At 72.9% G+C, this 22,612-nt stretch carries 22 protein-coding genes; 11 read left to right on the top strand and 11 right to left on the bottom strand.

Annotated elements, in window-relative coordinates; genetic code table 11:
* Nucleotides 1-165 precede the first annotated feature (165 nt).
* From EST92_RS04885 to mptB, 3 genes are all read left to right on the top strand, one after another.
* Nucleotides 166-1,296 (top strand): site-2 protease family protein, encoded by a 1,131-nt coding sequence (locus EST92_RS04885; RefSeq protein ID WP_129279698.1) that lies wholly within the window; start codon nt 166-168, stop codon nt 1,294-1,296.
* A 107-nt stretch (nt 1,297-1,403) separates the two neighbouring features.
* A complete protein-coding gene (locus EST92_RS04880) occupies nt 1,404-2,144 on the top strand; it encodes a protein phosphatase 2C domain-containing protein (RefSeq protein WP_129279697.1) in 741 nt (246 codons plus the stop codon).
* A gap of 125 nt (nt 2,145-2,269) precedes the next feature.
* A complete protein-coding gene (gene mptB / locus EST92_RS04870; protein WP_129279696.1) occupies nt 2,270-3,724 on the top strand; it encodes a polyprenol phosphomannose-dependent alpha 1,6 mannosyltransferase MptB in 1,455 nt (484 codons plus the stop codon).
* Here the strand turns inward: mptB and EST92_RS04865 are convergent.
* Entirely contained in the window at nt 3,657-4,685 is a 1,029-nt protein-coding gene (locus EST92_RS04865) for a YbhN family protein (RefSeq protein ID WP_129279695.1), read from the bottom strand. The genes mptB and EST92_RS04865 overlap by 68 nt on opposite strands.
* Entirely contained in the window at nt 4,682-5,509 is an 828-nt protein-coding gene (locus EST92_RS04860) for a PIG-L family deacetylase (protein ID WP_129279694.1), read from the bottom strand. Before EST92_RS04860 ends, EST92_RS04865 begins: the two co-directional genes overlap by 4 nt.
* Nucleotides 5,510-5,583: 74 nt before the next feature.
* On the opposite strand from EST92_RS04860, the gene EST92_RS04855 reads away from it, so the two are divergent.
* The 3 genes from EST92_RS04855 (at nt 5,584) to EST92_RS04845 (ending at nt 8,808) form a co-directional block, all read left to right on the top strand.
* Nucleotides 5,584-6,699, top strand: a complete 1,116-nt coding sequence (locus tag EST92_RS04855) for a glycosyltransferase family 4 protein (protein WP_129279693.1) — start codon at nt 5,584-5,586, stop codon at nt 6,697-6,699.
* Between the two features lie 70 nt (nt 6,700-6,769).
* Complete coding sequence (locus EST92_RS04850) at nt 6,770-7,483, top strand: class I SAM-dependent methyltransferase (protein WP_129279692.1); 714 nt, start codon at nt 6,770-6,772, stop codon at nt 7,481-7,483.
* Nucleotides 7,480-8,808: a glycosyltransferase 87 family protein gene (locus EST92_RS04845; protein WP_129279691.1), complete on the top strand. Its 1,329-nt coding sequence runs from the start codon at nt 7,480-7,482 to the stop codon at nt 8,806-8,808. Before EST92_RS04850 ends, EST92_RS04845 begins: the two co-directional genes overlap by 4 nt.
* Here the strand turns inward: EST92_RS04845 and EST92_RS04840 are convergent.
* The gene (locus EST92_RS04840) at nt 8,724-10,277 is read right to left on the bottom strand and encodes a serine/threonine-protein kinase (protein ID WP_129279690.1); all 1,554 of its coding nucleotides are present in this window, start codon (nt 10,275-10,277) and stop codon (nt 8,724-8,726) included. The two genes, EST92_RS04845 and EST92_RS04840, sit on opposite strands and share 85 nt — an antisense overlap.
* A gap of 277 nt (nt 10,278-10,554) precedes the next feature.
* On the opposite strand from EST92_RS04840, the gene EST92_RS04835 reads away from it, so the two are divergent.
* Complete coding sequence (locus EST92_RS04835; protein ID WP_129279689.1) at nt 10,555-12,093, top strand: protein kinase; 1,539 nt, start codon at nt 10,555-10,557, stop codon at nt 12,091-12,093.
* A 94-nt stretch (nt 12,094-12,187) separates the two neighbouring features.
* Here EST92_RS04835 and EST92_RS04830 read toward each other — a convergent pair whose 3' ends face one another.
* A complete protein-coding gene (locus EST92_RS04830; protein ID WP_129279688.1) occupies nt 12,188-12,982 on the bottom strand; it encodes a hypothetical protein in 795 nt (264 codons plus the stop codon).
* A 926-nt stretch (nt 12,983-13,908) separates the two neighbouring features.
* The gene (locus EST92_RS04825) at nt 13,909-14,256 is read right to left on the bottom strand and encodes a MerR family transcriptional regulator (protein ID WP_129279687.1); all 348 of its coding nucleotides are present in this window, start codon (nt 14,254-14,256) and stop codon (nt 13,909-13,911) included.
* A 421-nt stretch (nt 14,257-14,677) separates the two neighbouring features.
* On the opposite strand from EST92_RS04825, the gene EST92_RS04820 reads away from it, so the two are divergent.
* The 3 genes from EST92_RS04820 (at nt 14,678) to EST92_RS04810 (ending at nt 17,188) form a co-directional block, all read left to right on the top strand.
* A complete protein-coding gene (locus tag EST92_RS04820) occupies nt 14,678-14,881 on the top strand; it encodes a cold-shock protein (protein WP_006604579.1) in 204 nt (67 codons plus the stop codon).
* 397 nt (nt 14,882-15,278) lie between these two features.
* On the top strand, nt 15,279-16,811 hold the full coding sequence (locus EST92_RS04815) for a DEAD/DEAH box helicase (protein ID WP_129279686.1): 1,533 nt from the start codon (nt 15,279-15,281) through the stop codon (nt 16,809-16,811).
* A gap of 95 nt (nt 16,812-16,906) precedes the next feature.
* Nucleotides 16,907-17,188, top strand: coding sequence for an SCO5918 family protein (locus EST92_RS04810; RefSeq protein WP_129279685.1), 282 nt, complete (start codon nt 16,907-16,909; stop codon nt 17,186-17,188).
* 58 nt (nt 17,189-17,246) lie between these two features.
* Here the strand turns inward: EST92_RS04810 and EST92_RS04805 are convergent, their stop codons facing one another.
* From EST92_RS04805 to EST92_RS04780, 6 genes are all read right to left on the bottom strand, one after another.
* Entirely contained in the window at nt 17,247-17,534 is a 288-nt protein-coding gene (locus EST92_RS04805; protein WP_129279684.1) for a hypothetical protein, read from the bottom strand.
* Nucleotides 17,535-17,607: 73 nt separating this feature from the next.
* Nucleotides 17,608-17,871: a hypothetical protein gene (locus EST92_RS04800; protein WP_129279683.1), complete on the bottom strand. Its 264-nt coding sequence runs from the start codon at nt 17,869-17,871 to the stop codon at nt 17,608-17,610.
* The gene (locus tag EST92_RS04795) at nt 17,868-18,101 is read right to left on the bottom strand and encodes a hypothetical protein (protein ID WP_129279682.1); all 234 of its coding nucleotides are present in this window, start codon (nt 18,099-18,101) and stop codon (nt 17,868-17,870) included. Before EST92_RS04795 ends, EST92_RS04800 begins: the two co-directional genes overlap by 4 nt.
* 280 nt (nt 18,102-18,381) lie before the next feature.
* Entirely contained in the window at nt 18,382-18,609 is a 228-nt protein-coding gene (locus EST92_RS31755) for a type A2 lantipeptide (RefSeq protein WP_216849073.1), read from the bottom strand.
* Between the two features lie 634 nt (nt 18,610-19,243).
* Nucleotides 19,244-19,741, bottom strand: coding sequence for a class F sortase (locus tag EST92_RS04785; RefSeq protein ID WP_254068516.1), 498 nt, complete (start codon nt 19,739-19,741; stop codon nt 19,244-19,246).
* A gap of 169 nt (nt 19,742-19,910) precedes the next feature.
* Nucleotides 19,911-20,762, bottom strand: coding sequence for a hypothetical protein (locus EST92_RS04780; protein WP_129279681.1), 852 nt, complete (start codon nt 20,760-20,762; stop codon nt 19,911-19,913).
* Between the two features lie 739 nt (nt 20,763-21,501).
* Between EST92_RS04780 and EST92_RS04775 the strand changes: the two genes are divergently transcribed.
* A complete protein-coding gene (locus tag EST92_RS04775) occupies nt 21,502-22,596 on the top strand; it encodes an alpha/beta hydrolase family protein (RefSeq protein WP_129279680.1) in 1,095 nt (364 codons plus the stop codon).
* The last annotated feature ends 16 nt before the right edge of the window (nt 22,597-22,612 follow it).

Below are 22,612 nucleotides of genomic sequence, written 5' to 3'. Positions count from 1 at the left end.
GGCCGGTCATGCTTTCGTCTTTCCAGCGTAGGACGTCTGCCGGGAGACACGCTCCGGGTTCCGCGCGCGACAATGGTGGCGTGAGGCCGGGCGGCCGCTTCCCGGAGCGCGGGCCGACGAGGCCTGCCCCGCGGGGGCCGGGCGCCGGGCCGGCAGGAGACGAGGATGAACGGCTCGGTCCGGGTGGGACGTGTGGTCGGGGTCCCGCTGCGCATGCACTGGAGCGTGCCGCTGCTGGTGGGCCTGTTCGCGTACGGACTCGGCCGGCAGGGCCTGCCCGTCTGGACGCCGGGGCGCTCGGACGCCGTCTACGCCCTCGCCGGAGTCGTCGGGGCCGCGCTGCTCATGGGCAGCCTGCTGCTGCACGAAACGGCGCATGCCGCGGTCGCCCTGCGGAAGAAGATCTCCGTCGAGGACGTGACGCTGTGGGCGCTGGGCGGCACCACCCGGATGGGGCGGCCGCAGAGCCCGGCGGCAGCCTTCGCGGTGGCGGTCAGCGGGCCGCTCACCAGCCTGGTCATCGGCGGCATCGCGCTCGGCGCCGCATTCGGCCTGCACGGGCTGTCCGGCTGGGCGGTCCCCTCGGTCGTCCTGGCGTGGCTGGGCTGGGCGAACCTGTTCCTGGGCGTCTTCAACCTGCTGCCGGCCGTGCCGCTGGACGGCGGCAGGGTGGTGCAGGCCGTGCTGTGGTGGCGCACCGGGGACCGGGACCGCGCGGATCTGGCGGCGTCCCGCGGCGGCCAGATCATGGGGTTGCTGCTGGTGGCCGCCGGCTGGATCTCCGTGCTGCGGGGCGCGCCGGGCGGGCTGTGGATCGTCTTCGTCGGCCTGTTCATCATGGTCGTCGCCGGGGCGGAACGGCGCCGCGCCGCGCTGCACACCACGCTGCGCGGGGTACGCGTGGCCGAGGCGATGTCCAGCCCGGTGGCGACCGGCGCCGACTGGCTGACCGTCCAGCGCTTCATCGACGAGGTCGCCGTGCACTCCCGCCACTCCGCGCTGCCGCTGGTCGACTTCGACGGCCGCCCCAGCGGCGTCGTGCAGCTGCGCCGCCTGGCGTCGGTCCCGGCCGCGAGCCGGGAGAGCCTGCGGGTGCGGGAGGTGGCGATCCCGCTGTCCCAGTGCGCGGTCGCCGCTCCGGACGAGCCGCTGAGCACGGCGCTCGACCGGATCAGCCTGCGGACCGGGGCACGCATCCTCGTCGTGGAGGACGGGCGGCTGGTGGGCATCGCCACCGGCAAGGACGTCTCCCGGCTGATGCAGCGCTCCTCCCTGAGCGGCAAGGACACCCGCTGACCGGCCGGTGCCGGCGCGGCGCGCGCGGGGCCGGGCGGCGGCGCGACAATGGGGAGACGGCACGCCACGGGCCCGCCGTGGCGGAGCACCGGAGTCGGGACGCGTCCATGCAGTACGTCACCGTGACCGCGCTGAGCCACACCGGACTGGTCCGCGAGCACAACGAGGACAGTCTGGTGGCCGGCCCCTGGACGCTCTGCGGCACGGTGACCGAGAACCCGCAGACCTTGGTGTTCCCGCTCGGCACCCCGCTGGTCGTCGCGGTCGCCGACGGCATCGGGGGGCAGCCGGCCGGCGAGGTGGCCAGCGCCCTGACCGTGCGGCAACTGGCCGCGTTCGGGCCGTCACTGGACAGCGAGGAGGCCGTCCGTGACGCCCTGAACCTCTGCAACCACGCGGTGTACGCGGCCGCCGACCGGGACCCGGAGCTGCGCACCATGGGCACCACCGTCGCCGGCGCCGTCGTCCGGGACGATGCCGTGCTGGTGTTCAACGTGGGCGACAGCCGGGTGCTGGACGCGACCGCGGACGACCTGCGCCAGGTCAGCGTGGACGACAGCCCCGCGCCGGCGCCGGGCCGGACCACCACCTCCCTCGTCACCCAGGCCCTCGGCGGGGCGCGGGAGTTCAGCCCCGTCGTCCCGCACGTCGCGGCCGCGCCGCTCGCCGCGGGCGCCCGTTATCTGGTGTGCACCGACGGCCTGACCGACCATGTCCCCCAGGACGAGGTCGAGGAGCTGCTGCGGTTGCACAGCGGCGGCCGGGCCGCCTTCGAACTGTGGAAGTCCGCCATCGAGGCGGGCGGGCCCGACAACATCACGCTGGCGCTGATCGGCATCGGGGAGTAGCGCGGCCGCGGAGCGCGCCACCGCGCGGGCCCGTCCGCCGCGCCATGGACCCGCCCTCGCACGGACGGGCGACGTGCCCGGCCGGGTGTGCCGCCGCGGCCCCCGCTCCGCTCTAGGTTGGCCGGATGAGCGCGGCAGGGAGCACCGTCCGGGGAAACGTGCTCCTGGGCGCGCTGGGGTCCGTCCTGCTGGGGACCGGCGCCTGGGCGGCCGGGGCGCTGCCGCCGGGGGTGCCGGACGGGGTGTGGGGGCGGCGCGGGGAGTCGGTCACCTGGGTGTGCGTGGCCGCCTCCTATGCCGGGCTGGTGCTGCTGATCACCGCCTGGTGGCAACTGGGCAGCCGGCTCGCGTCCGGTGCGGGGGTCGAGCGACGGCAGCTGCGGGCGGCGCTGTGGTGCTGGGCGCTGCCGCTGGTGCCGGGCCCGCTGGTGGGCAGCAGCGACGCCTACAGCTATCTCGCCCAGGGCGCGCTGGCGGGACGTGGCCTGGATGTGTACGCGCTGGGCCCGGCGGCGCTGGGCGGTCCGCTCGCGGCCAACGTCCCGGGGATGTGGCACCGGTCGCCGGCCCCGTACGGACCGCTGTCCGTCGCGGCGGCCCGCGCCGTGGTGGCGGTCACCGGAGAACAGCACGTGGTGGCCGCGGTGCTGGGGCTGCGGCTGGTGGCGCTGGCCGGAGTGGGCCTGATGGTGTGGGCCCTGGGGCGGCCGGCGGACACCTCGGGCCCGGGGGCGGCCGGCGCGCTGTGGGCCGGGGCGCTCAACCCGCTGGTGCTGCTGCATCTGGTGGGCGGGGCGCACAACGACGCGCTGATGCTCGGGCTGGTGCTGGCCGGGCTGCTGGCGTTCCGCCGCGGGCGCTGGTGTCTGGGGACCTTCGTCCTGACCGCGGCGGTGCTGGTGAAGGCCCCCGCCGCGGTGGCGTTGTTGTGTGCGGCCGCGGTGACCGTGGCCGGGCGGGACGGGGCCCGGCAGCGGTGGTGGCAGGCGGCGCGGCTCGCCGGGGTGGCGGCCGCGGCGCTGGTGGCGGGGGTGGCGGTGTGCGGCCAGGGGTGGGGATGGCTGTGGACCCTGCGGACGCCCGCCGCGGTGCACACCCTGCTGTCCCTGAGCACCGACGCCGGCCATCTGCTGGGGTGGCTCGCCGAGGGGCTCGGGTGGGGCACGGCGGGCGGGGCGATGACGGCCGCGCGGCTGGCCGGACTCCTGGCGGGCCTGGCCGCGGTGGGCCACTGGGCGTGGCGCGCCCCGCACGCCGGTGCCGAACGGGCCGCGGGCGCCGGGCTGTTGGCGCTGGTGGTCGCCGCACCGGCGGCGCAGCCCTGGTACGTGCTGTGGGCGGTGGTGCCGCTGGCGGCGGCCGACTGGCGGCGGTTGGCGCGGCCCGGCGCGAAGGCGGCAGTGGTGGCGCTGACGCTGGTGGTGATGCCCTCGGGGCAGGGCCCCACCTGGGCGAGCGGATGTGCGGCCGCGGTCGGGGCGGGGCTGGCGCTGGCCGTGGTGGCGACCGGACTCAGGGTGCGGCCGGCGCGGGCGCCGGTCGCCGTCCTCCCGGACGCAGCAGCCAAAGTGCGCCGGTGAGCGCGCCCAGGGGGATCTCCAGCAGATGCGTGAACGCGGCGAAGAGCAGCATCGCCGAGGCCACCGCGGCGGGGGCGCCGCCTAGGGCGACGAGCGCGACGGCGGCGGCGCACTCGGTGACGCCGATCCCGCCGGGGGTCACCGCGATCTGGGTCAGCAGCCGGCTGGCGGCGAACACCGCGAGCGCGTCCGCCACCCCCGTACGGGCGCCCGCCGCCTGCAGACAGACCAGGAACAGCACGCCCTGCGCCGCCAGCGTGGCGGCCATCGCGCACACCAACTGCGGCCAGGACCGGCGCAGCACGTCCCGGCCGGCGCGCACGCCGGCCGCCAGCCGCCGGGCGTGCGCGGTGATCCGGCGCCGCGGCGCGCCGGCCGGTGCCCCCGGCCGGCGGACCCGGTGCGCCCGGCGGCGTACGGCCGGCCGGACGGCGGCGCACGCCGCGGGCAGCACGAGGACCACCGCGCCGGCGGCCGCCGCCCAGCCGATGCCGGGCACCGCGGTCCGGGCCAGCAGCAGTGCGCCCACCGCGGACAGGAACAGCCGGGCGGCCACGTTGCACACCCCGGTGAGCGCCACGCACACCGCCACGGCGCGCGGCGGGTGCCCCCACCGGCGCGCCATGGCGTAGGTGACCGCGACCCCGGCACCGCCGCCGAGCGGCAGCAGATTGCTGACGGCGCTGCCGGTGCAGTGCACCAGCAGCGCCTGACGCTGCGTCAGCCCGGGGAGCGCGGCGGTGAGGACGTAGGTGTAGCTCCACAGCGCGGCCGCCGCCGAGGCGCACATCAGCGCCAGCTCGGGCCCGCTGAGGTGCCCGAACTGGGCCCGGACGGCGGCCCAGTCGGTGCCCGCCGCCTTCGGTACGGCCAGCGCCAGCAGCACCAGGCCGGTGGCGGAGGAGAGCAGGCCCAGCAGCCGCACGGCGAGCGCCGGCAGGCGTACGGCCCGCCGCCTCATCGGCGCGCTGCCGTCGCCAGGGTGCCCGCCAGTGTGGCCAGCGGATCGCGCAGGACGGGCCCGGCGGGCAGCCCGCGCTGGATGTACCACTCGGTGCCCAGCACCTGGCGGAAGGCCGGTCCGGGCAGCCGGCCCAGGGCGGCCAGGGTGCGCTCGGAGTCACCGCCCTGCGCCTGGCTGAGGTGCGCGGCGAGGCTGGCGCGCTTGGCCCGCCAGTACCGCTTGACCGGTACCCGGTGGGTGATGTCGGCGCGGGCGCCGTACGCCTGCCGGAAGGAGTCCCGGTCGAACTGGGGCGGGAAGCGGTGGACCCAGGAGGCCGCCCGCAGCCCGCGCAGCAGCAGGGTCCGGTCGACGGTGGCCTCCAGGACCACCGGGGTGCCCGCCAGTTGGGCGGCGCGGTAGCCGACGCGGTGCACCTGTACGTGGTCCGGATGGCCGTAGCCGCCGGCCGGGTCGTAGACCGTCAGCAGGTCGGCGCGCTCCTCGGTGAGGAGTGCGGCCAGCCGGCCGGCCGCTTCGTCGACGTCGGCCGAGGCGAACGGCCGTGCGCCGCCGGGGGAGGAGGCCTCGGGGGTGCCGGAGTGCCCGGAATCGGCGTAGCCGAGGAAGGCGACGCGCGCGCACCCCAGGATCCGGGCGGAGGCGTGGGCCTCCGCGCGGCGCACCCCGCCCAGACCGCTTTCCCGCAGGGCGGTCGAGGTCAGGCCGCGTTCGCCCGCCGTGGCCAGGACCAGCACCACGCGGTGGCCCCGGCGGGCCAGGCCCGCCATGGTGCCGGCGGTCAGCAGTGCCTCGTCGTCCGGATGGGCGTGAAAGAACAAACACGTATGTCGCACGAAGCATGATGTACCACCCCATACTGGTGGACTTCACGCCAGATTTCGGAAGTGCAGCCATGATCCTTCACATTTCAGACTGCTTTGCGCCGCGGACAGGAGGAATCGAGATCCAGGTCGCCGCCCTGGCTGCCGCGCAGCACCGGGCGGGTCTGGCCACCGAGGTCGCCACCGCGACGCCGGCCGCTTCGGGGGATCCGGAGGCGCCGTGGCCGTTTCCCGTGCACAGGATCACCGCGCGGCTGCCCGGGCAGCTGCCCGTTCACCCCAGGGCGGGACAGGCGATCGACCGGCTGTTGACGAGGCGTCACCCACGGGTGGTGCACGTGCACCTGGGCGCGGCCTCCCCGTTCGCCTGGGCGGCGCTGGCCTGCGCGCGGCGCCGGGGCATCCCGGCCGTGGCCACCATCCACAGCATGTGGGATCCCGTGGTGCGGTGCATGTACCGCCTCCTGAGCCGGACCGGGCACGGCCCGGCCGCTCCGGTCGCCGTGACGACGGTGAGCAGGTCGGCGGCCCGGCTGGTCCGCCAGGCGCTCCCGGACCTCGCCCCGCGGGTCATTCCCAACGGGATCGATGCCGCGTGGTGGCGCACCCGCGCCGAGGTGGAGCGGCAGGACGGCCGGGTGCACGTGGTCGCCGTCGGCCGGCTCGTCCCGCGCAAGGAACCCATGGAGCTGCTGGCGGCGCTGCACTCCGCACACACCCGGATGTCCCGGCAGGGCACGGCGCTGCGCGCCACCTTCGCCGGTGCCGGACCGAGCCTGAGGCCGATACAGCGCTATCTGCGCAGCCACCACATGGACGGCTGGATCCGCCTGGTGGGCCGTCTGCAGCCCCGGGAGGTCCGGGATCTGCTGTCCGAGGCGGACCTGTTCGTCAACGCGTCCTGCCGGGAGTCCTTCGGGATCGCCGCCCTGGAGGCGCGCACCAGCGGGCTCCCGGTCCTCGCCCGGGAGCACACCGGTGTCGCCGACTTCGTACGGCACAACCGTGAGGGCGCCCTGTGCGGGCACTCGGCCTTCGCCCTTGCCGACGAGGTGCTCTGGCTGGCCCGTACGCCGGGGGCACGGCGCAGCCTGGCGGCACACAACTGGGAGACCGAGCCGGTGCACTGCACCTGGCCGGTGGTCACCGACGCTTTCGCCCACGCCTACGACGACGTCGCCCGCTGACGCGCCGAGCTGCCCCCTACGCCCGGCGGCCGCCGGGGAGCGCGGCCACCGCAACGGCCGGAAGGTATTCATGCACCGGGTCCTCGACCGCTGTCACCGCGCGCTCTTCGCCGCGCTCTCCCTCCTCGGCGTCCGCAGCCAGGAACGGCTGCTGCACCGTTACTTCGACTGGTGGCACCGGCGGCCGGACCCGTGGGGGCTGGCCGTGGACGAGTACGAGCAGTTCAAGTACGCGACGACACTGGAACAGCTTCCCGCCCGCCACTACGGGCGGATCCTGGACGTGGGGTGCAGCGAGGGCGCCTTCACCCACCGCCTCGCGGCGGCCTATCCGCACGCCGACGTCACCGGTGCGGACATCTCCGAACGGGCCCTCGCCCGGGCCCGCACGCCCGCCCCCGGCCCCGCCCCCCGGTTCGTGCGCCTGAACATCGTCACCGCGCCGCCGGCGGACCGCTTCGACCTCGTCTTCTGCGCCGAGCTGCTGTACTACCTGGGCCGGCCCCGGCAACTGCGGCGGGCCTGCGCCCATCTGACCGCGGCGGTGGCGCCCGGCGGGCTGCTGGTCCTGGTGCACCCGTGGCCGGAGGCCCGCAGATTCTGTGCGTACATCGAGGCGGCCGCGGACGTGCGCCGCGTCACCGAGCACGTGGAGCGGGGCACCGGCCGGCCCTTCGCGGTCAGTGTCTACGAGGCGGCCGCGACGACGGGCCGGCATGCGGCGGGACACCGTGCGGCGGGCCGCCTCGCACGGCCCGGCCGGCAGACGGGCCGGGGAGCGTGAGCCGCGCGGTCCGCCTTCCTCCCGGCGGGGCGGGCGAGGCGCGCACGGCACCGGGCCGGCGCCGTATCGAGGCGGCGCGGAACCTGCTCGCCCGCCGTCCGGGCGCGGTGCTGCTGCTGTCCGCCACGGCGCTGCTGCTGCTGATGTGGCTCCCGGCGTGCCTGCGCACGGGCATGGTGGACCTGCGGGTCTACCGGGCCGCGGCCCCGCATCTGGCCACCGGCGATCTCTACGCCTTCCGCCTGCGTCTGCCCGGCTCCCACATGTTCCCGTTGCCGTTCACCTATCCGCCCTTCGCCGCGCTGCTCTTCCTCCCGCTCGGCCGGGTCGCCTGGCCGGTGGCGAGCGGCGTGTGGACCGCGGCCTCGATCGCGGCGCTGTGCGGGCTGGTCCACTGCTGTCTGCGGCTGGCCGACCCGGACGCTCCCGCCGCCCGGCACCGCCGCCGGGTGCTGCTGTGGAGCGCCGTCCTGCTGTGGACCGAACCGGTCGCCGTCACGCTCGCGTTCGGGCAGGTCAATCTGCTGCTGGCGGCGCTGGTCGGCTACGCGGTGCGGCGGCGTACCGCGGCGACGGCGGGGCTCGGCACCGGCCTCGCCGCGGGCATCAAGCTGGTCCCCGCGGTCACCGGCCTCTACTTCCTGGCACACCGGCGCTGGTCGGCGGTGTGGTGGTCGGCCGCGGTGTTCCTCGCCACGGTCGCGGCCGGCTGGTGGGCGGACCCGCGGACCGCCACCGGCTTCTGGCTCCATACGGTGGGGGAGGCCGCCCGCGTCGGCCCGGTCGGCTCGGTGCTGAACCAGTCGCTGCGCGGGGCCCTGTCGCGCACGCTCGGCCAGGACGTCGGCTGGTCCGCCCCCTGGTGGGCCTGCGCCGTCCCGGCGGCCCTGCCGGCGCTGACGGCCGTGGTGCGCACCGTCCGCCGCGGCGACCGGCTCGGCGCACTGCTCGCCGTCCAGTTCTGCGGCCTGCTGCTGAGCCCCATCTCCTGGTGCCATCACTGGGTCTGGGCCGTCGCGGCCGTGCTGTGGCTGGTCCACACCCCGCGCCGGACACCCGCGCACACCGCGGCCCTGCTGGCCTGGTGCACCGTCCTCGCCGGGTATCCCATCCACTGGCTGGAGCTGGCCCAGCCGGACATCACACAGTTCGGCCGGCCCTGGTACCTCGCCACGCTCGGCTGGTGCTATCCCGTCTGTGCGGTGCTCACCCTCGTCGCGCTGTGCGCGGGCGCCGGCGGCTACGCGCGCAGGCGGATCCCCTTGACGGCGTTGTCGAAGTCCGGCCGGTACTGGTTCCACCGATCGTCCGGCGCGGAGAGGTAGATGACGTACTGGGTGCCGTCCGTACTGCTGAACGCCAGCTCCACCGCCCGGTAGCCGCGTTGTCGGCCCTGGAAGGTGAATTCCCAGTACCCCGCGGGCCGTCCGCGGAAGGTCGTGGTGTCCATCCGTACCCGCTCATAGCCCGGGTTGTCCCGGCGGGTCTGGGCCTCCTCGGTCTCCCGCCAGTGCCGGACCGGATCGGACCCGGCGAATTCCGCGATGTTGATCCGCAGGCCCACCAGCTTGGTCGGGTCCACGTAGGCGACCTCACCGCCGGGCGGGTCCTGGCGGGCCCAGCCGTTCCGTACGGGGAGGGAGAAGCCCGCGCCCGGCTTTTCGAGGTGGTAGCCCGCGGGCAACGGCGGCGGGGAGGCGCTCGGGCTCGCCGGGCGGCTCCCGGCCGCGGACGGCCGGCCGTCCGCGTGGCCGGCACCGACGAGCTGGGGCCACAGCAGCACCCCGCCCGTCGCACAGGCGGCGGCCGCCACCGCCGCGGCACCCCACAGCACCGCGCGCCGGCCGCGGCCGCGCTTCCGGGCCGGGCCGGGATCCTGGGTGCGGTGCGGCCGGGTGTCCGGCTCGGCGGACGGCTGGGTGTGGTCGGTCCGGGAGGACGGTGCGACGGCGGCGGGCGCGGTGGCGGCCTCGGTGCCGGCCGCCTGCCCGAGGAGGCGCTCGGCCTCGTGTGCGGCCATGCGCTCCCCGGGGTCCTTCACCAGCAGGCCCTCGATCACCGGGGCCAGGCCGCCGGCGTTGTGCGGCGGGTCGTGGGCCTCGGCGACCGTGGCGTAGGCCATCTCGATCGCGGTGTCCCGCCGGAACGGGGGGCGGCCCTCGACGGCTTCGTACAGCGTGGCGCCGAGGGACCACAGGTCGCAGGCCGGACCGGGCTCGGTGGTCCCGCTCCGCAGGCGCTCCGGCGCGAGGTACGGGATCGACCCGACCAGCTCACCGGTCCTGGTCAGGGAGGGCGTGCCGGACTGCACGGCGATCCCGAAGTCGGTGAGGACGATCCGCCCCGCGCTCCCGAGCAGCACATTGGCGGGCTTGACGTCCCGGTGCAGCACCCCGGCGTCGTGCGCGGCCCGCAGTGCGGCGGCCATCCCGCAGCCGATCCGGGCCGCTTCGCCGGGCGGCAGTGCACCGTCGCGCTTGACCAGATCGCCCAGCGTGACCGAGGGGATGTACTCCATGACGATGCACGGCAGGCCCTCGTCGTCGACGACGTCGTGCACCACGATCACATTGGGGTGGGTGATCCGGGCAGCGCTGCGGGCCTCACGGCGGGTGCGCTCGTGAAGCGTCCGTACCTCGTCGTCGCCCAGGTGGGGCGGGACATGCAGTTTCTTCACGGCGACGGTCCGGCCGAGCAGCTCGTCCTCGGCCCGCCACACCGTCCCCATGCCGCCGCGGCCCACGCGCTCCACGAGCCGGTACCGGTCGGCCACGAGTCGTCCCAAATCGGGCACCGCGGGTCTCCTTCACCGCACCGGAACAGATTGCGGCACACGATAGCTCGTACACACGAACGAGTCGCGGGGTGGGGCTCCCGGGGCGGGCGGCGAGGGCGACACCTGGCGTGCACCGGCTCCTCGTCCCCGGGGACGAGGCGTGTCCGGCGGGCATCGAAGCGCGCGGAGGACCGGGCGGGGGAGCGGGCCGGGCGCGCGGGCCCACGGCGGAACCCGCCCGCGCCCAGGGGCGTCTTCCGGCGTGTCGGCGTCGGCGGTCCGTGGAGGAAACCGGGTGGAGAACAGAATATTGGGGCAGCGCTACGAGCTGGTGGAGCAGCTCGGGCACGGCGGGATGGGAACGGTGTACCGCGCCCACGACCACCGGTTGCGCCGTACCGTCGCCGTCAAGACACTCTCCGCCGAGCTGGCGCTGCAGCCCGAGTTCCTCTCCCGCTTCCAGCGCGAGGCGCATGCCGCCGCCGCGCTGAACCACCCCGGCGTCGCCACCGTGCACGATGTCGGCGAGGACGCTTCCGGCGGCGCCGCCGAGCCCTATCTGGTCATGGAGTACGTGGAGGGCACGACCCTCAGCCACGTCCTCAAGGGCGGGGCGCTGCCGCCCGCGCAGGCGGTCGACGTCGTGGGGCAGGTGCTGGAGGCGCTGGAGCACAGCCACCGGCACGCCATCGTGCACCGGGACATCAAACCCGCGAACGTCATGCTCGCCGGTACGGGCAAGATCAAGGTCGTCGACTTCGGCATCGCCAAGGCGCTCAGCGAGGTGGCCACCCGGCTGACCGGCACGGGCGTGGCGGTCGGCACGCCCGCCTATCTGGCCCCGGAGCAGATCCAGGGCGGCGACACGGACCACCGTACGGACCTCTACGCCGTGGGCGCTCTGCTGTACGAGCTGCTGACCGGGCGTCCCCCGTACACCGGCGATTCCCCGTTCTCCGTCATGCACCAGCATCTGACCGGTGACCCGGTGCCGCCCTCACGGCTCCGCCCCGAACTGCCGCCCGCCGTGGACGCGGTGATCATCCGGGCGCTGCACAAGGACCGGGAGGACCGTTTCGCCGATGCCGCCGCGATGCGTACGGCACTGAGCGCGGCGGCCCGGACCACCCCGCCGCCCGCCGTCCCGACACCCACCGCACGCGATCCCCGGGCCGGCGCGGTGGTTCCCGCGGCGGTCGCCTCCCCCGCGCCCCCGGGCGAGGGGCCGGCGCCGCGGCCCGTACGCCGGCGGCCGGGCCGGGTGGTGTTCCGGCCGACGGCCGAGGGGGCGGTCGCGCTGCTCGGCTGTCTGCTGTCGCTGGTGATCTCCCGGTCCGACGTGATCGAGGGCAGCGCGTTCTCCCGGGTCGCCCTGCTCGCCGCGGTGTCGGGGAGCGTGCTGCTCCTGTGGTCGGCGCGGCTGGCGTGCGCGGTGGCCTGGGGGCCGGTGGCGGAGGCCGTGGCGGTGTTCTCCGAACTCGCCCGCGGCTCCATCGGCTGGGACACCCACTACGTCATCCTCGCGCTGATGCTGGGTGTGGTGGCCGCGCTGTGCCTGGCCGCCGGCTACCGGGACGAGCGGGCGGGCGGATTCGCGCTGGTGGCCTTCTGGTTCACCGCCCTGACCGCCCTCTGGTTCTTCCTCGACGACCTGCGCAAGATCGGGGTCTTCTACGTCCTGCTGCTGAGCGTCCCGCTCGCCATCGGCGCCCAGGTCCTCAAGTCCCGCACCCGCCCGCCGTCCTCCGGCCCGGCCGCCGGCCCGTCCCCCGGCCCGCACGCCGCGGTCCAGCAGGCCGAAGCCGCACCGGCCGGGCGGCGCCGGGCCCGCTGAGCACCGGTGCCGCCCGCCGTGCTCGCCTACGGGTCGGGCCCGCTCGCGGGCGGTCTTCAAGGGGACGGGCAGCGCCGTGGCGCCGCCGGAGCGGTCAGTTGACGCACACCACTCCCAGCAGGCACACCGGCGAGGTCGGGTCGGCCGTCGGCGGGGTCTGCTCCGGGCTCGTCGGCGAGGTGCTCGTGCCGGAGTCGGACCCGGACCCGGTGTCGGACGGGGGCGGGGTGGTCCTCGGTGCCGCCGCGGGGCCGTGGCTGTCGTGGGACGTCCCCGTCGGGGCGGAGGTGGTGTGCGGGGTCGCGTGCGGGGTCGCGTGGTGCCGGGGCGGGGCGGCCGTGGTGGTGGCCGGCCGCGGTGTCGTCGGAACGGCGGTCGGCGTGCTGTGCACGGTGGGCTGCCGGCTGGCGGAACCCCTGGACGGGCGGTTGTCGTGGTGCCGCGAAGGATGGCCGTCCGGCTCCTTCGAGGACGCGCTGGTGTTCACCGTCCGGGGCGTGGCCGCGTCCGTCGGGTCCGGTGCCGCGGCCGCCTGGGCGTGCTCGGTGGCCGGCTTGTCCCGCAGCAGGCTCATGGTCAGGCCGCCGCCCACGAGGGCGAGGGCCGTGGCGGCCGCGGCCCGCCGGCGGTACTTCTTCCAGCGCGCCTGCTGCCGGCGCCGGGCGGCCCGGCCGAGCCCGTCGGTGGCGGCGCCGTCGTGGTCGTCGGCCGTACCGGCTCCCTCGGCCTCCGCCTCCGACGTACCGGACCCGGCGTCGCCCTCGGGCGCGTAGCCGGCGTACGGAGCACCGAGGCCGGACAACGAGGCGGGGCCGTCCTTCGCCGGCCAGGCCTCCCATTCGGGAGCGGCCGCGGCCGCATCCACCGGGGAGGCTTCGCGGCGGGTCAACGGCGGGGCGATGTCGGGGGCGTAATCACCGCATCCCGGGCACACCAGTGCCCCATTGAGATTTCGACGGCACGACGAGCAGTAATCCATCTGCGATCTTTCTGTGCTGACTGCGCCGCCAGGGACGCCGGCGAGGTTATTTCACGTTCGCACGCGGGATCGAGCGGCCAGCAACGCTAACCGCACATACGGAAGGCGCAGCGTAGAGCTTGTAACGCTTCCGTGCAGATTTCCTTACCCGTTGGTATTTCCACTCCGGACATGTCCGCACGAACACCGGGATGCATCAAGGAAATTGCCGACGTCGGCCTATCTCCCGTATACGGGACGGCAATTCACTTCCCGGATACTCGCCCCATAGCGGAGAATTCGCCCCGGTGATTGCGGAGGGTCCGCTCCCGGAGCGTGCGCGAGAGGCGCCTGCATCCGGGGCCGTGCCACCGCCCGCCTCTGCCGGGGAGTGGGCCCGCCGCGGCCGCACGGCGTGTTCCATGATCTTACCGGTCTCGCCACAATAAAACCCGGCCCAGCGGCGGGAACCGCTTACGGGGTGCGGGTTTTGAGGAAACGTCACATGCGGCGGAATCCGGAGGGGTGGCGGAAAGGCGTTCGCCGCCGGAAGGGAGCAGCGACGGGGCATCGAGGTGGAGAAACCACCGGGCCGGGGGCGGAAGCCGCGCCCATCGGAACAAAGGGCACCCGCCGCGAAGATGTCCGTAGGAAATCGCATCCGCCGGACCCGTGCACCTCGGAAAACCGATCCCCCCGGACCCGGATTCGCATCCCTCGACACGCGTCCCTCGGGAATCGCGTCACCGGGGACCGGGTCAATTCGGCCATATGCACGGCCTCTTCGCGCCCTCGGGCCCCGGCCTCCCGGCGCCCGATCGTCAGTGCCCGTCAACGGCCCACCGGACCGACTGCCGTCAGGAGCTGCCCGCCCGGCCCGGGTGACCCTCATGCCGGCGCAGTTCCTCGTTGCGGCGCAGGGCCTCTTCGAGTTGGTCTTCGAGGGCGATGATGCGGCAGGCGGCGTCGATCGGGGTGCCCTGGTCGACGAGTTCGCGCGCGCGGGCGGCGATGCGCAGCTGGTGGCGCGAGTAGCGGCGGTGGCCGCCTCCGGACCGCAGCGGGGTGATGAGCCGGGCCGCGCCGAGCGACCGCAGGAAGGCGGGTGTGGTGCCGATCAACTCCGCGGCGCGGCCCATGGTGTAGGCGGGGTACTCGTCGTCGTCGAGATGGTCGGTGGCGTGCGGCCGGGGTTCCGGAGCCATGCGCACCCTTCGTCCTGGGCATCGAAGGGGCAATCCTATCCGCTGGTGGTGAAGAATGTCTATTTCGGCCGCTACAGATTTGGGCCGGTCGGGGCCTGTACTGCGGGGGTGGCGTACATGGATTCGGCGTCGAATGGCGATGAATATCTCATGTCGCGACCGGAGAAATTGCGGATGCGGGGGCCCCGGCTCCGGGCTCGTGGCCGGTCGGCCGGGAAACCTCTGTGCGGTGGTGTATGAGCCGTGCTACTGTCGATATCAGTTGCAGTTGTGGTTCCCAAAAATCTTCAACGCTTCGGCCGGCTCCCAGCCGGTGGGAGCGTTTTGTGTAGCCGGAATTTTTCCGGGTGGGGCAATCATCGCGGCGACGCGAGGCTCGCGCAGTGCGGGTCCAAGGAATTCCCCGAAGGAGAAATAAGATATGGCTACTGGCACCGTGAAGTGGTTCAACTCGGAAAAGGGCTTCGGCTTCATCGAGCAGGACGGTGGCGGCGCCGACGTGTTCGCCCACTACTCGAACATCGCCGCCCAGGGCTTCCGTGAGCTGCAGGAGGGCCAGAAGGTGAGCTTCGACGTCACCCAGGGCCAGAAGGGCCCGCAGGCGGAGAACATCGTTCCCGCCTGAAGCTGAAGCGTGCAACGCTGGGGCCCGCGCCTTGGGTGCGGGCCCCAGCGCTTGTCGTTTCGCGGCCGCGCAGCCGTGCCGCTCCGGTCGGCTTCCGCCGTCCGGCGGACGGGTACTGCGGGCCGCCGTCGCGGGGACGGTGTATCCGGCATTTGCCTGCCGTCGTCGCGGCTTTCGAGTCCTGCCCTTCGAGTCCCGTTTTCGAAGCCCGCCTTCCGAGGTCATCGGACGGGCCGCTGCGCAGAATTCCGCGAATTCCCGGCGCGCAACCCTCGAAAACCTCGTTCGCGGCCGGACCTGTTTCATATCTTGTTCGACTCGTTGTGGCGATTCTCCGTGTGGTCCGCAGGGCCGAGAATTCCTCGTACGTGTCGCTCACGACCGAGGAAGGTTCACCATGAACCGCGCAGCACGTACGAACGGCCGCACCGCCCGCACGGGTCAGGGCAGCCCCACCGCCGGGGAGCGTTCGAAGAAGCCCCACCGCGCAAAGACATCGACCCGCGCGAAGAATTCCCGCACCCCGGCCGGCCGGAAAGGCCGCTCCGGTGCGCCGCAGGGTGAGTACAGCGTCCCGGAGTCCCTGACCCCGTCGCTGCCGGCCGTCGCCGCCTTCGCGGAGCTCGACATGCCCCAGCCGCTCCTCGCGGCGCTCGACGCCGAGGGCGTGACCGTGCCGTTCCCGATCCAGGCGGCGACGCTGCCGAATTCGCTGGCCGGCCGGGACGTGCTGGGCCGGGGCCGCACCGGCTCCGGCAAGACCCTGGCCTTCGGCCTCGCGCTGCTCGCCCGGACCGCCGGACAGCGCGCGGAGTCCCGCCGGCCGCTGGCCGTCGTCCTCGTCCCCACCCGGGAACTCGCCCAGCAGGTGACGGACGCGCTCACCCCCTACGCCCGCGCCCTGGCGCTGCGGCTGGCCACGGTGGTCGGCGGCATGTCGATCGGCCGTCAGGCCGGCGCCCTGCGGGACGGCGCCGAGGTCGTGGTGGCCACCCCCGGCCGGCTGCGGGACCTCATCGCGCGCGGCGACTGCCGGCTGGACCGCGTCGCCCTCACCGTGCTGGACGAGGCCGACCAGATGACCGACATGGGGTTCCTGCCGCAGATCACCGCGCTGCTCGACCTGATGCCCGCCGACGGTCAGCGGCTGCTCTTCTCGGCCACCCTGGACCGCAATGTCGATGCCCTGGTCCGCCGCTACCTGCACGACCCGGTCGTGCACTCGGTCGACCCCTCCGCGGGGGCGGTGACCACGATGGAGCATCACCTCCTGCACGTACAGGACGCCGACAAGCACGCCACGACGACCGAGATCGCCGCCCGTGACGGCCGCGTCATCATGTTCCTCGACACCAAGCACGCCGTGGACCGGCTCACCCGGCATCTGCTGAAGAGCGGCGTGCGGGCCGCCGCGCTGCACGGCGGGAAGTCCCAGCCGCAGCGCACCCGCACCCTGGCCCAGTTCAAGGAGGGCCACGTCACGGCCCTGGTCGCCACCAACGTGGCGGCCCGCGGCATCCACGTCGACGACCTCGATCTCGTGGTCAACGTGGACCCGCCCACCGACCACAAGGACTATCTGCACCGCGGCGGGCGCACCGCCCGCGCCGGCGAGTCCGGCAGCGTCGTCACCCTCGTCCTGCCCCACCAGCGCCGCGAGATGGCCCGTCTGATGGCCGACGCCGGGATCACCCCGCAGACGGCCACGGTGCGCTCCGGTGAGGCCGAACTGAGCCGGATCACCGGCGCCCGGGTCCCCTCGGGCATCCCCGTCACCGTCGCCGCCCCGGCCGCGCAGCAGAACGCGCCGCGCACCACGGCCGCGCGCCGCCGGCGAGGAGGTTCCGGCCGGGGGCGTCGCTCCTCCGCGTCGGCGTACGGGCGGGGCGCCGGGCCGCGGGACCGTTCCCGCGGCGGCGCGACCGCATGAACCCGTCCCTCCGGGCCGCTCACGCCATGGGCGGCCGCATCGATCCGGACCCGGCAGGAAGCGCCGGGCCCTTCCTTCAACCCTGTTGAGGCACCATGCGATGCGTTATCGCCCATTTCCCCTTCGACTTCGTCAAGAGTGAGGTGGAGCAGCTCATGGCGGGGATCACGCCGGAGCCCGCCCTCGGTCCCTGTGCGGTCATCGGCCGCCGCACCTACCCCGTCAAGCAGGTCGGTGCGGTGATCACCCGGCAGGACCGCCGGGACTTCACGGCGGGCGAGATGACCAGGGCGCTGACCCGCCTGGGCTTCACCTGTGTCACCGCCCCCGCCCCTACGCCGCCGGAGTCCACCGAACTGCCCGGGTTCCAGCTCTGACCGTCGCGGGTGGCGGGCCGGCGAGAGCGGGCCCGCGGCGGGCGCACCGCCCGCCCGGTCAGCCGCGCGTCTCGCGCTCCTCCCGTTCCTCCTCCTCGGCCTCCATCTGTCGGATGCCCTCATGCGTCAGCGTGACCATCGCCGGCGTGTGGTGCGTCGTCCAGTCGACCTCGACCAGCCCTTCGCCCACCAGATACGTGCAGGCGGCGGCCAGATCCTGCTCGGGCAGGCCGAGGTCTTCGCGCAGCTTGGACCCCGTGGTGCCCGGACGGTTCTCCTCGGTGGCCTGGTACAGCGCATTCAAAACCGCTCTGCGGTAGTTCTTCCGCTCGTGCAGTGTTGCCATGGCTGCCGCTCGCTCCTTGTTTCGGTACGGCATGCGCCTCGCGGGCGGCCCGGCCGCGACCGGCACCGGTTCCTCAGATCTCGTCCGCCTGGGGGCGGTCGGACCCGAAAGAACTGCTGGTCACCAGCCAGGACCTGGGCGGCTCCGCGGTGTGGGTGGTGTCCACCGTGAGGTGCAGGCGGGTCGCGCCTTCGCCACCGGCGGGGTAGCTGCGCTGCTCGGTGGCGGCGAAGCGGCTGCGGAGCGCCTCCGTGATCATGCGGGCGACCTCCGGGGTCGCCGCGACGATACGGACCTCGGCCTGCCCGGCAGGAGGCAGCGGCTGGGAGGGCTTCATCGTGGGCCTCCCGGCGGGAACGTGGGCGGTTCGCCGAGTCCGGCTGCCCGTCGGCGCGCCGCGTTCCGGGCCCCGCGCGAGGGCCGGGCCCCGCTGCGGGGGGCCGCCGTGCCCTGCCCGCCGTGCCGCGCCGTGCGAGGGCCGTCCTGCTGCCCGTTGCGCAGGTTGATCAGATACGCGACCAGGGTGATCAGGGCCAGGATGGCCGCCACGGTGACAACTGTCTCCATGGGCTCACGTCCTTCGTACCGACGGCACCCCGAGCGGCCTCCGGGCGCTTCGCACCGGTGCTTTCACCCTACTCCGCGCACCGTTCCCGACGCCTTCCGAGACGTCCGGGACTCCCTCCTGAGCAGGGCAGACGTCCCGCGGCGCGGCATCGGCCGAGGCCGGCCGGGGCATGCCGAGGGCCCCGGAGCGGCAGCTCCGGGGCCCAAGACCACCCCACTGGAATTCGGCTGGACCCGAAGGGTGAGTAATAACAACCCAGGGGTCACCTGGTGGCGAGGCTCAGAGGCCGGCGCCGCCGGAAAAACTTGCCTGGCCGGAGACGGGGCCTATCTGGCCGCTCACGCCGCCGGAAACCGAGCCGCCCAGAGCGGGCAGGGTCGGCAGCGCGGGCAGGGAGTCTCCGGCACCCGTCAGGTTTCCGGCACCGAGCATTCCGCCGGAGACGTTGTCCAGGTCGCTGTCGGCGATCTCGTGGACCTCGTTCTGGGGCATGGAGTCCTTACGCATGACTGGCCCTTCCCTTCGTGGTTCGTGGTGATCGTGAGCGGTATCGGCCGCCCGGCGACAGGTGGACCCTGCCGTTCCGACGACTCCTGATACGCGGAAGCGGAAGCGGATGTGCAACTTCCGATTGCCGCGAGATCAAACCACGCCCACGGGCGACCCGGCCATCGCGACCCATCGGTTATTTCTGCAGACGTTCCGGTTTCACGTGATGTCGGCAAGCCGTGTTTTCGACCGGACGGTGACAACTCCTTCACCTACTCTTGGGTGGCCAAGGATTGTGGCGGGGTATCGGCAGGGGCACTCAAAGGACAAATCAACCGCGTGAAGTGGCGCTCGGCGGGCGGTCGTTCGGCGAAACGCGATTCAGCGGCAGGTGCGTGCCCATTCTGCGGAGACAATGCGCAGGGTTGCCGGGCCTCGGATGTATGGGACTGTGTCGCCGGATGTCGGGTTCACGCGATGTGTCGTGTGCGGGAGGTCGCGGGGAGGCGGCCCTGGCGGCCCGTCAGGGAGTGTTTTTCTCCGTCCCGCCATTCCCCGCCGACCCCGCCGATCCGCGAACTGAAGTAGATTCTCTGCCAGTTCGAGCGGCCCGTTTGTCCCTGATGCCGCGCCGACGGGGTCGCCTGCGGAGTTACGTGACCAGGTCGGCGTAGAAGATGATGTTGTCGGAGCGATGTCCGTTCACGATGGGTCCGCCGCAGGTGATCAGGCGTAGTTCGGGGCGGTCCGTTTTTCCGTACACCTTCTGGGTGGGAAAGCCGTCCTTGCCGACCTGCTGGATCTGCCGGACCTTGAATGTTGCCGTGGTCCCGTCCTTGCGCCCGACCTTGATCTCCGAGCCGATTTTGATGTCCGCCGCGTTCTTCATCAGCGCCGGGCCCTTATCGGTGTCGTAGTGGGCGACCATGATGGCTGGTCCCGCTTCGCCGGGCGTGACCGACTTCGTGTAATAGCCGGGAAGGTTTCCCTGCGAGGCAGGCGGGACCTGCAGTTGACCGGAACTGTCCAGGCCCAGCGGCAGGACCTGGTTCGCCTTCACCTTGGCGTCGGGGATGTCCAGGCTGACGGGTGTGGACTTGCTCAGCGGCTTGGCCTGCTCCCGGGGAGCCTGGCCGGTGGTGGACTTCACGCTGATGTCCGGGGCGGCTTTGGCATCGGCTGTGCCACAGCCGGAGACTCCCGCCAGGACTCCGGCTGCGGCGAGCGCAAGGAAGCCTGTCCTGACAGCCTGCGGGAGGTTACCTGGGGTTTGCACGGTCGGTCAGCTCCTCACGCTCTGGTTTCGATGCCGCTGGGGATCAACCGGCCTGGCCGGCACCCATGCGGCGCTTGAGCACGAAGCCCAGACCGGCCGCGGACGCGGCGGCGGCAGCGGAGCCGACACCGATCAGGCCGGTGCTCCCGTTGTCGGCCGGCTGCTCGTAGCCGGCGGCGACGGAACCGGTCGGAACCTGGCTGACCTGCTTGCCGGTGGAGGTGGGCACCACCGCCGAACCGCGGGTCTTGGCCTTGGCCGCCACCTGCGCCTTGGAGGCAGCGTTCGCCTCGGACCGGGTCAGCTGGTGCGTGACCGATTTGCCACCGGCGCTGGTGCTCACGATGCTGCCGTCGGTGTGGAGGGTGTACTTCGCGTTCTTCCACGTCACGGTCTGGCCGGCCTTGTCGATCGTGCCGCACTTGACCGTCTTTCCGGTCTTGGCGTCCTTGCTCCACAGCTCGGCGGCGTATTGGCCGTGCGCGTCGACGTAAACCTTGACGGAGACGTTGGCGCTGGCGCTGGCGCTCGCGTTGGCGCTTGCACTGGCGTTCGCGCCGGCCTCCGAGACGGTCTTGGTGGTGACCAAAGTCCTGGCGTCGGCTTCGGCCTTTGCGTTGGCTTCGGAGTTGGTGTGGGTGTTGCCGTTGCTCTTTGCCTTGGCGTCGGCTTCGGCCTTTGCGTTGGCTTCGGAGTTGGTGTGGGTGTTGCCGTTGCTCTTTGCCTTGGCGTCGGCTTCGGCCTTTGCGTGGGCGTCCGAGGGGCTGGCCGAGGACGGCGGCGCCGAAGGTGTGTCGGCGGCCATCGCGGAGGCAGCCGGCGCAATGACCGCACCACCCGCGACGGCAGTAATGGCGGCGGTACGTACGAGACTGCTGCGGAGCCTGGTGCGCATGTAGGTGTTCCTCCTGCGTAGACCTAGGAATTTGCTGGTTGTTGCCGCATGAGCCGTTCTGTGCCGGTTTATGCGGCCACCAGGCACAAGTTAGGAGGCGAACCCATCGGGCGAGCTGCCGTTGTGTAACAGCGGCGTATAGGGTGTATGACCGATATGTCATTGCTTTAAGGGTAATGAGCGGGCTGTGAGTTCTCTCCGGCGTGAATTCTCGGCGTTATGCGGCCTGTTGGGCATCAAATGACCTGTACATGCACGGAGCTGTGGCTCTGTCGGCTATCGCGCTCTTTCGTCAGGTGGTGTCGCGGTACTGGGGAATTTCCTCGCTGTGGAGTTATTTCTGCGCCTCGCGCGGTGAACTCGCACCCGATTCGTGGATATGTGCTGGTGGGCGCGCCCGGGGGCGGGATTCGGCTTCGGTCGAAGGGATGTCGGCGCCACGGCCCCGTTCGAACGCCAATTCCCTTGGCGTAAGGGCTGGTTGACACCACCACCGAACCGCTTCACCATCTGAGATCAGATCTGTCCAGTCACCCCAGTACTGCGCAACACGGCACAACGCTTTGCACAGACTCCACCGCACTGACAGCACTCCACTGCACTCCACTGCACTTCCCAGCACTTCCCGGCACCGCACTGCATTCCGGTGTCTCCGGGCGTACCACGCGGGTGGGCGCCCTCATCCGTACCCGCTCGCGCAGCTCGCGGCGGGTCCGAAGTCGAAAACGGGGGAAAGCACATGAAGATCCTGTCCAGGGCCGGGTTACGTGGCTGGGGCGCCGCGTTCGTCGGCCTCGTCGCCCTGCTCGGCATGTTCGGGCCGGTCGCGCCCGCCGCGCAGGCCGCGACCGCACCACCGCACTTCGCAGACGGTTTCGGCCTCACCGTGGTCAGCCAGCCGAAGTGGGCGGGCCCCGAGAAGCGCACGTTCGTCGTCACGGTGAAGTCCCGGCAGGTCCCGACCTACGATGCGATGCAGGGCCAGGTCCCGGGCGAGCACGTCCTCATGGTCACGCTGCCGACCGGGTACAACGGCGCCGCCGCCACCCGCTATCCCGTGCTCTATCACCTGCACGGCGCCGGTGACCTCCCGAACTCCCTGTGGACCAAGACCATGGCGGAGCATGCGACCAGGGGCGTTCCGCTGATCACCGTGTCGCCGAACGGCAGCGGCCACGGCTGGTACACGAACTGGCGGAACCCGGGCCCGCGCGGCCCCCAGAACTGGGAGACCTTCCACCTCAAGCAGGTGATCCCGTTCATCGACGCCAACCTGAAGACCATCGCCGCCAGGGCGGGCCGGGCGATCGTCGGCCACTCGATGGGCGGCTTCGGCGCGATGCACTACGCAGAGGACCGGCCGGATCTGTTCCGCTACGCGGGCAGCTTCTCCGCGGACCTCGACCTCCAGTCTCCCTGGGGGCGCGGCGCCGTTGTCGGCAGCGGAGTGGTTCCGGCGTACGGCAAGCCGTACGCCGCGCCCGACGCGATCTTCGGGTCGCCGTTGTGGCCTCTGGACGGTGCCTGGAACGCGGCGAGCCCCGCCCACCACGTCACGGCGCTGCGCGGGATGGGCGTCGCGATGTACTCCGGCGACGGTGGCAACCTGCTGGACAACCCGGTTCAGGCCGCGGTCGAGAAGGGCGCGCAGGTGACGACCACGACGATGGCGGAGCATCTGAAGTCGGCCGGCATTCCGTACCGTTTCGTGGACTACGGAGACGGCAGCAGGTGGGCCAAGGGGTGCACCGGCAAGCACGCCCAGCTGCCGTGCCTGCAGGCCGACATGAACGACTACGTGAAGCTGATCATGAAGCGTCTGCGGCACCCGTGAGCAGTGCGCAGGGCCG

The organism is Streptomyces sp. TM32, assembly GCF_004122755.1.
GTDB lineage: Bacteria > Actinomycetota > Actinomycetes > Streptomycetales > Streptomycetaceae > Streptomyces > Streptomyces sioyaensis.
Note: the sequence above shows the minus strand (reverse complement) of the source record. Positions and strands in the feature narration are given on the sequence as shown.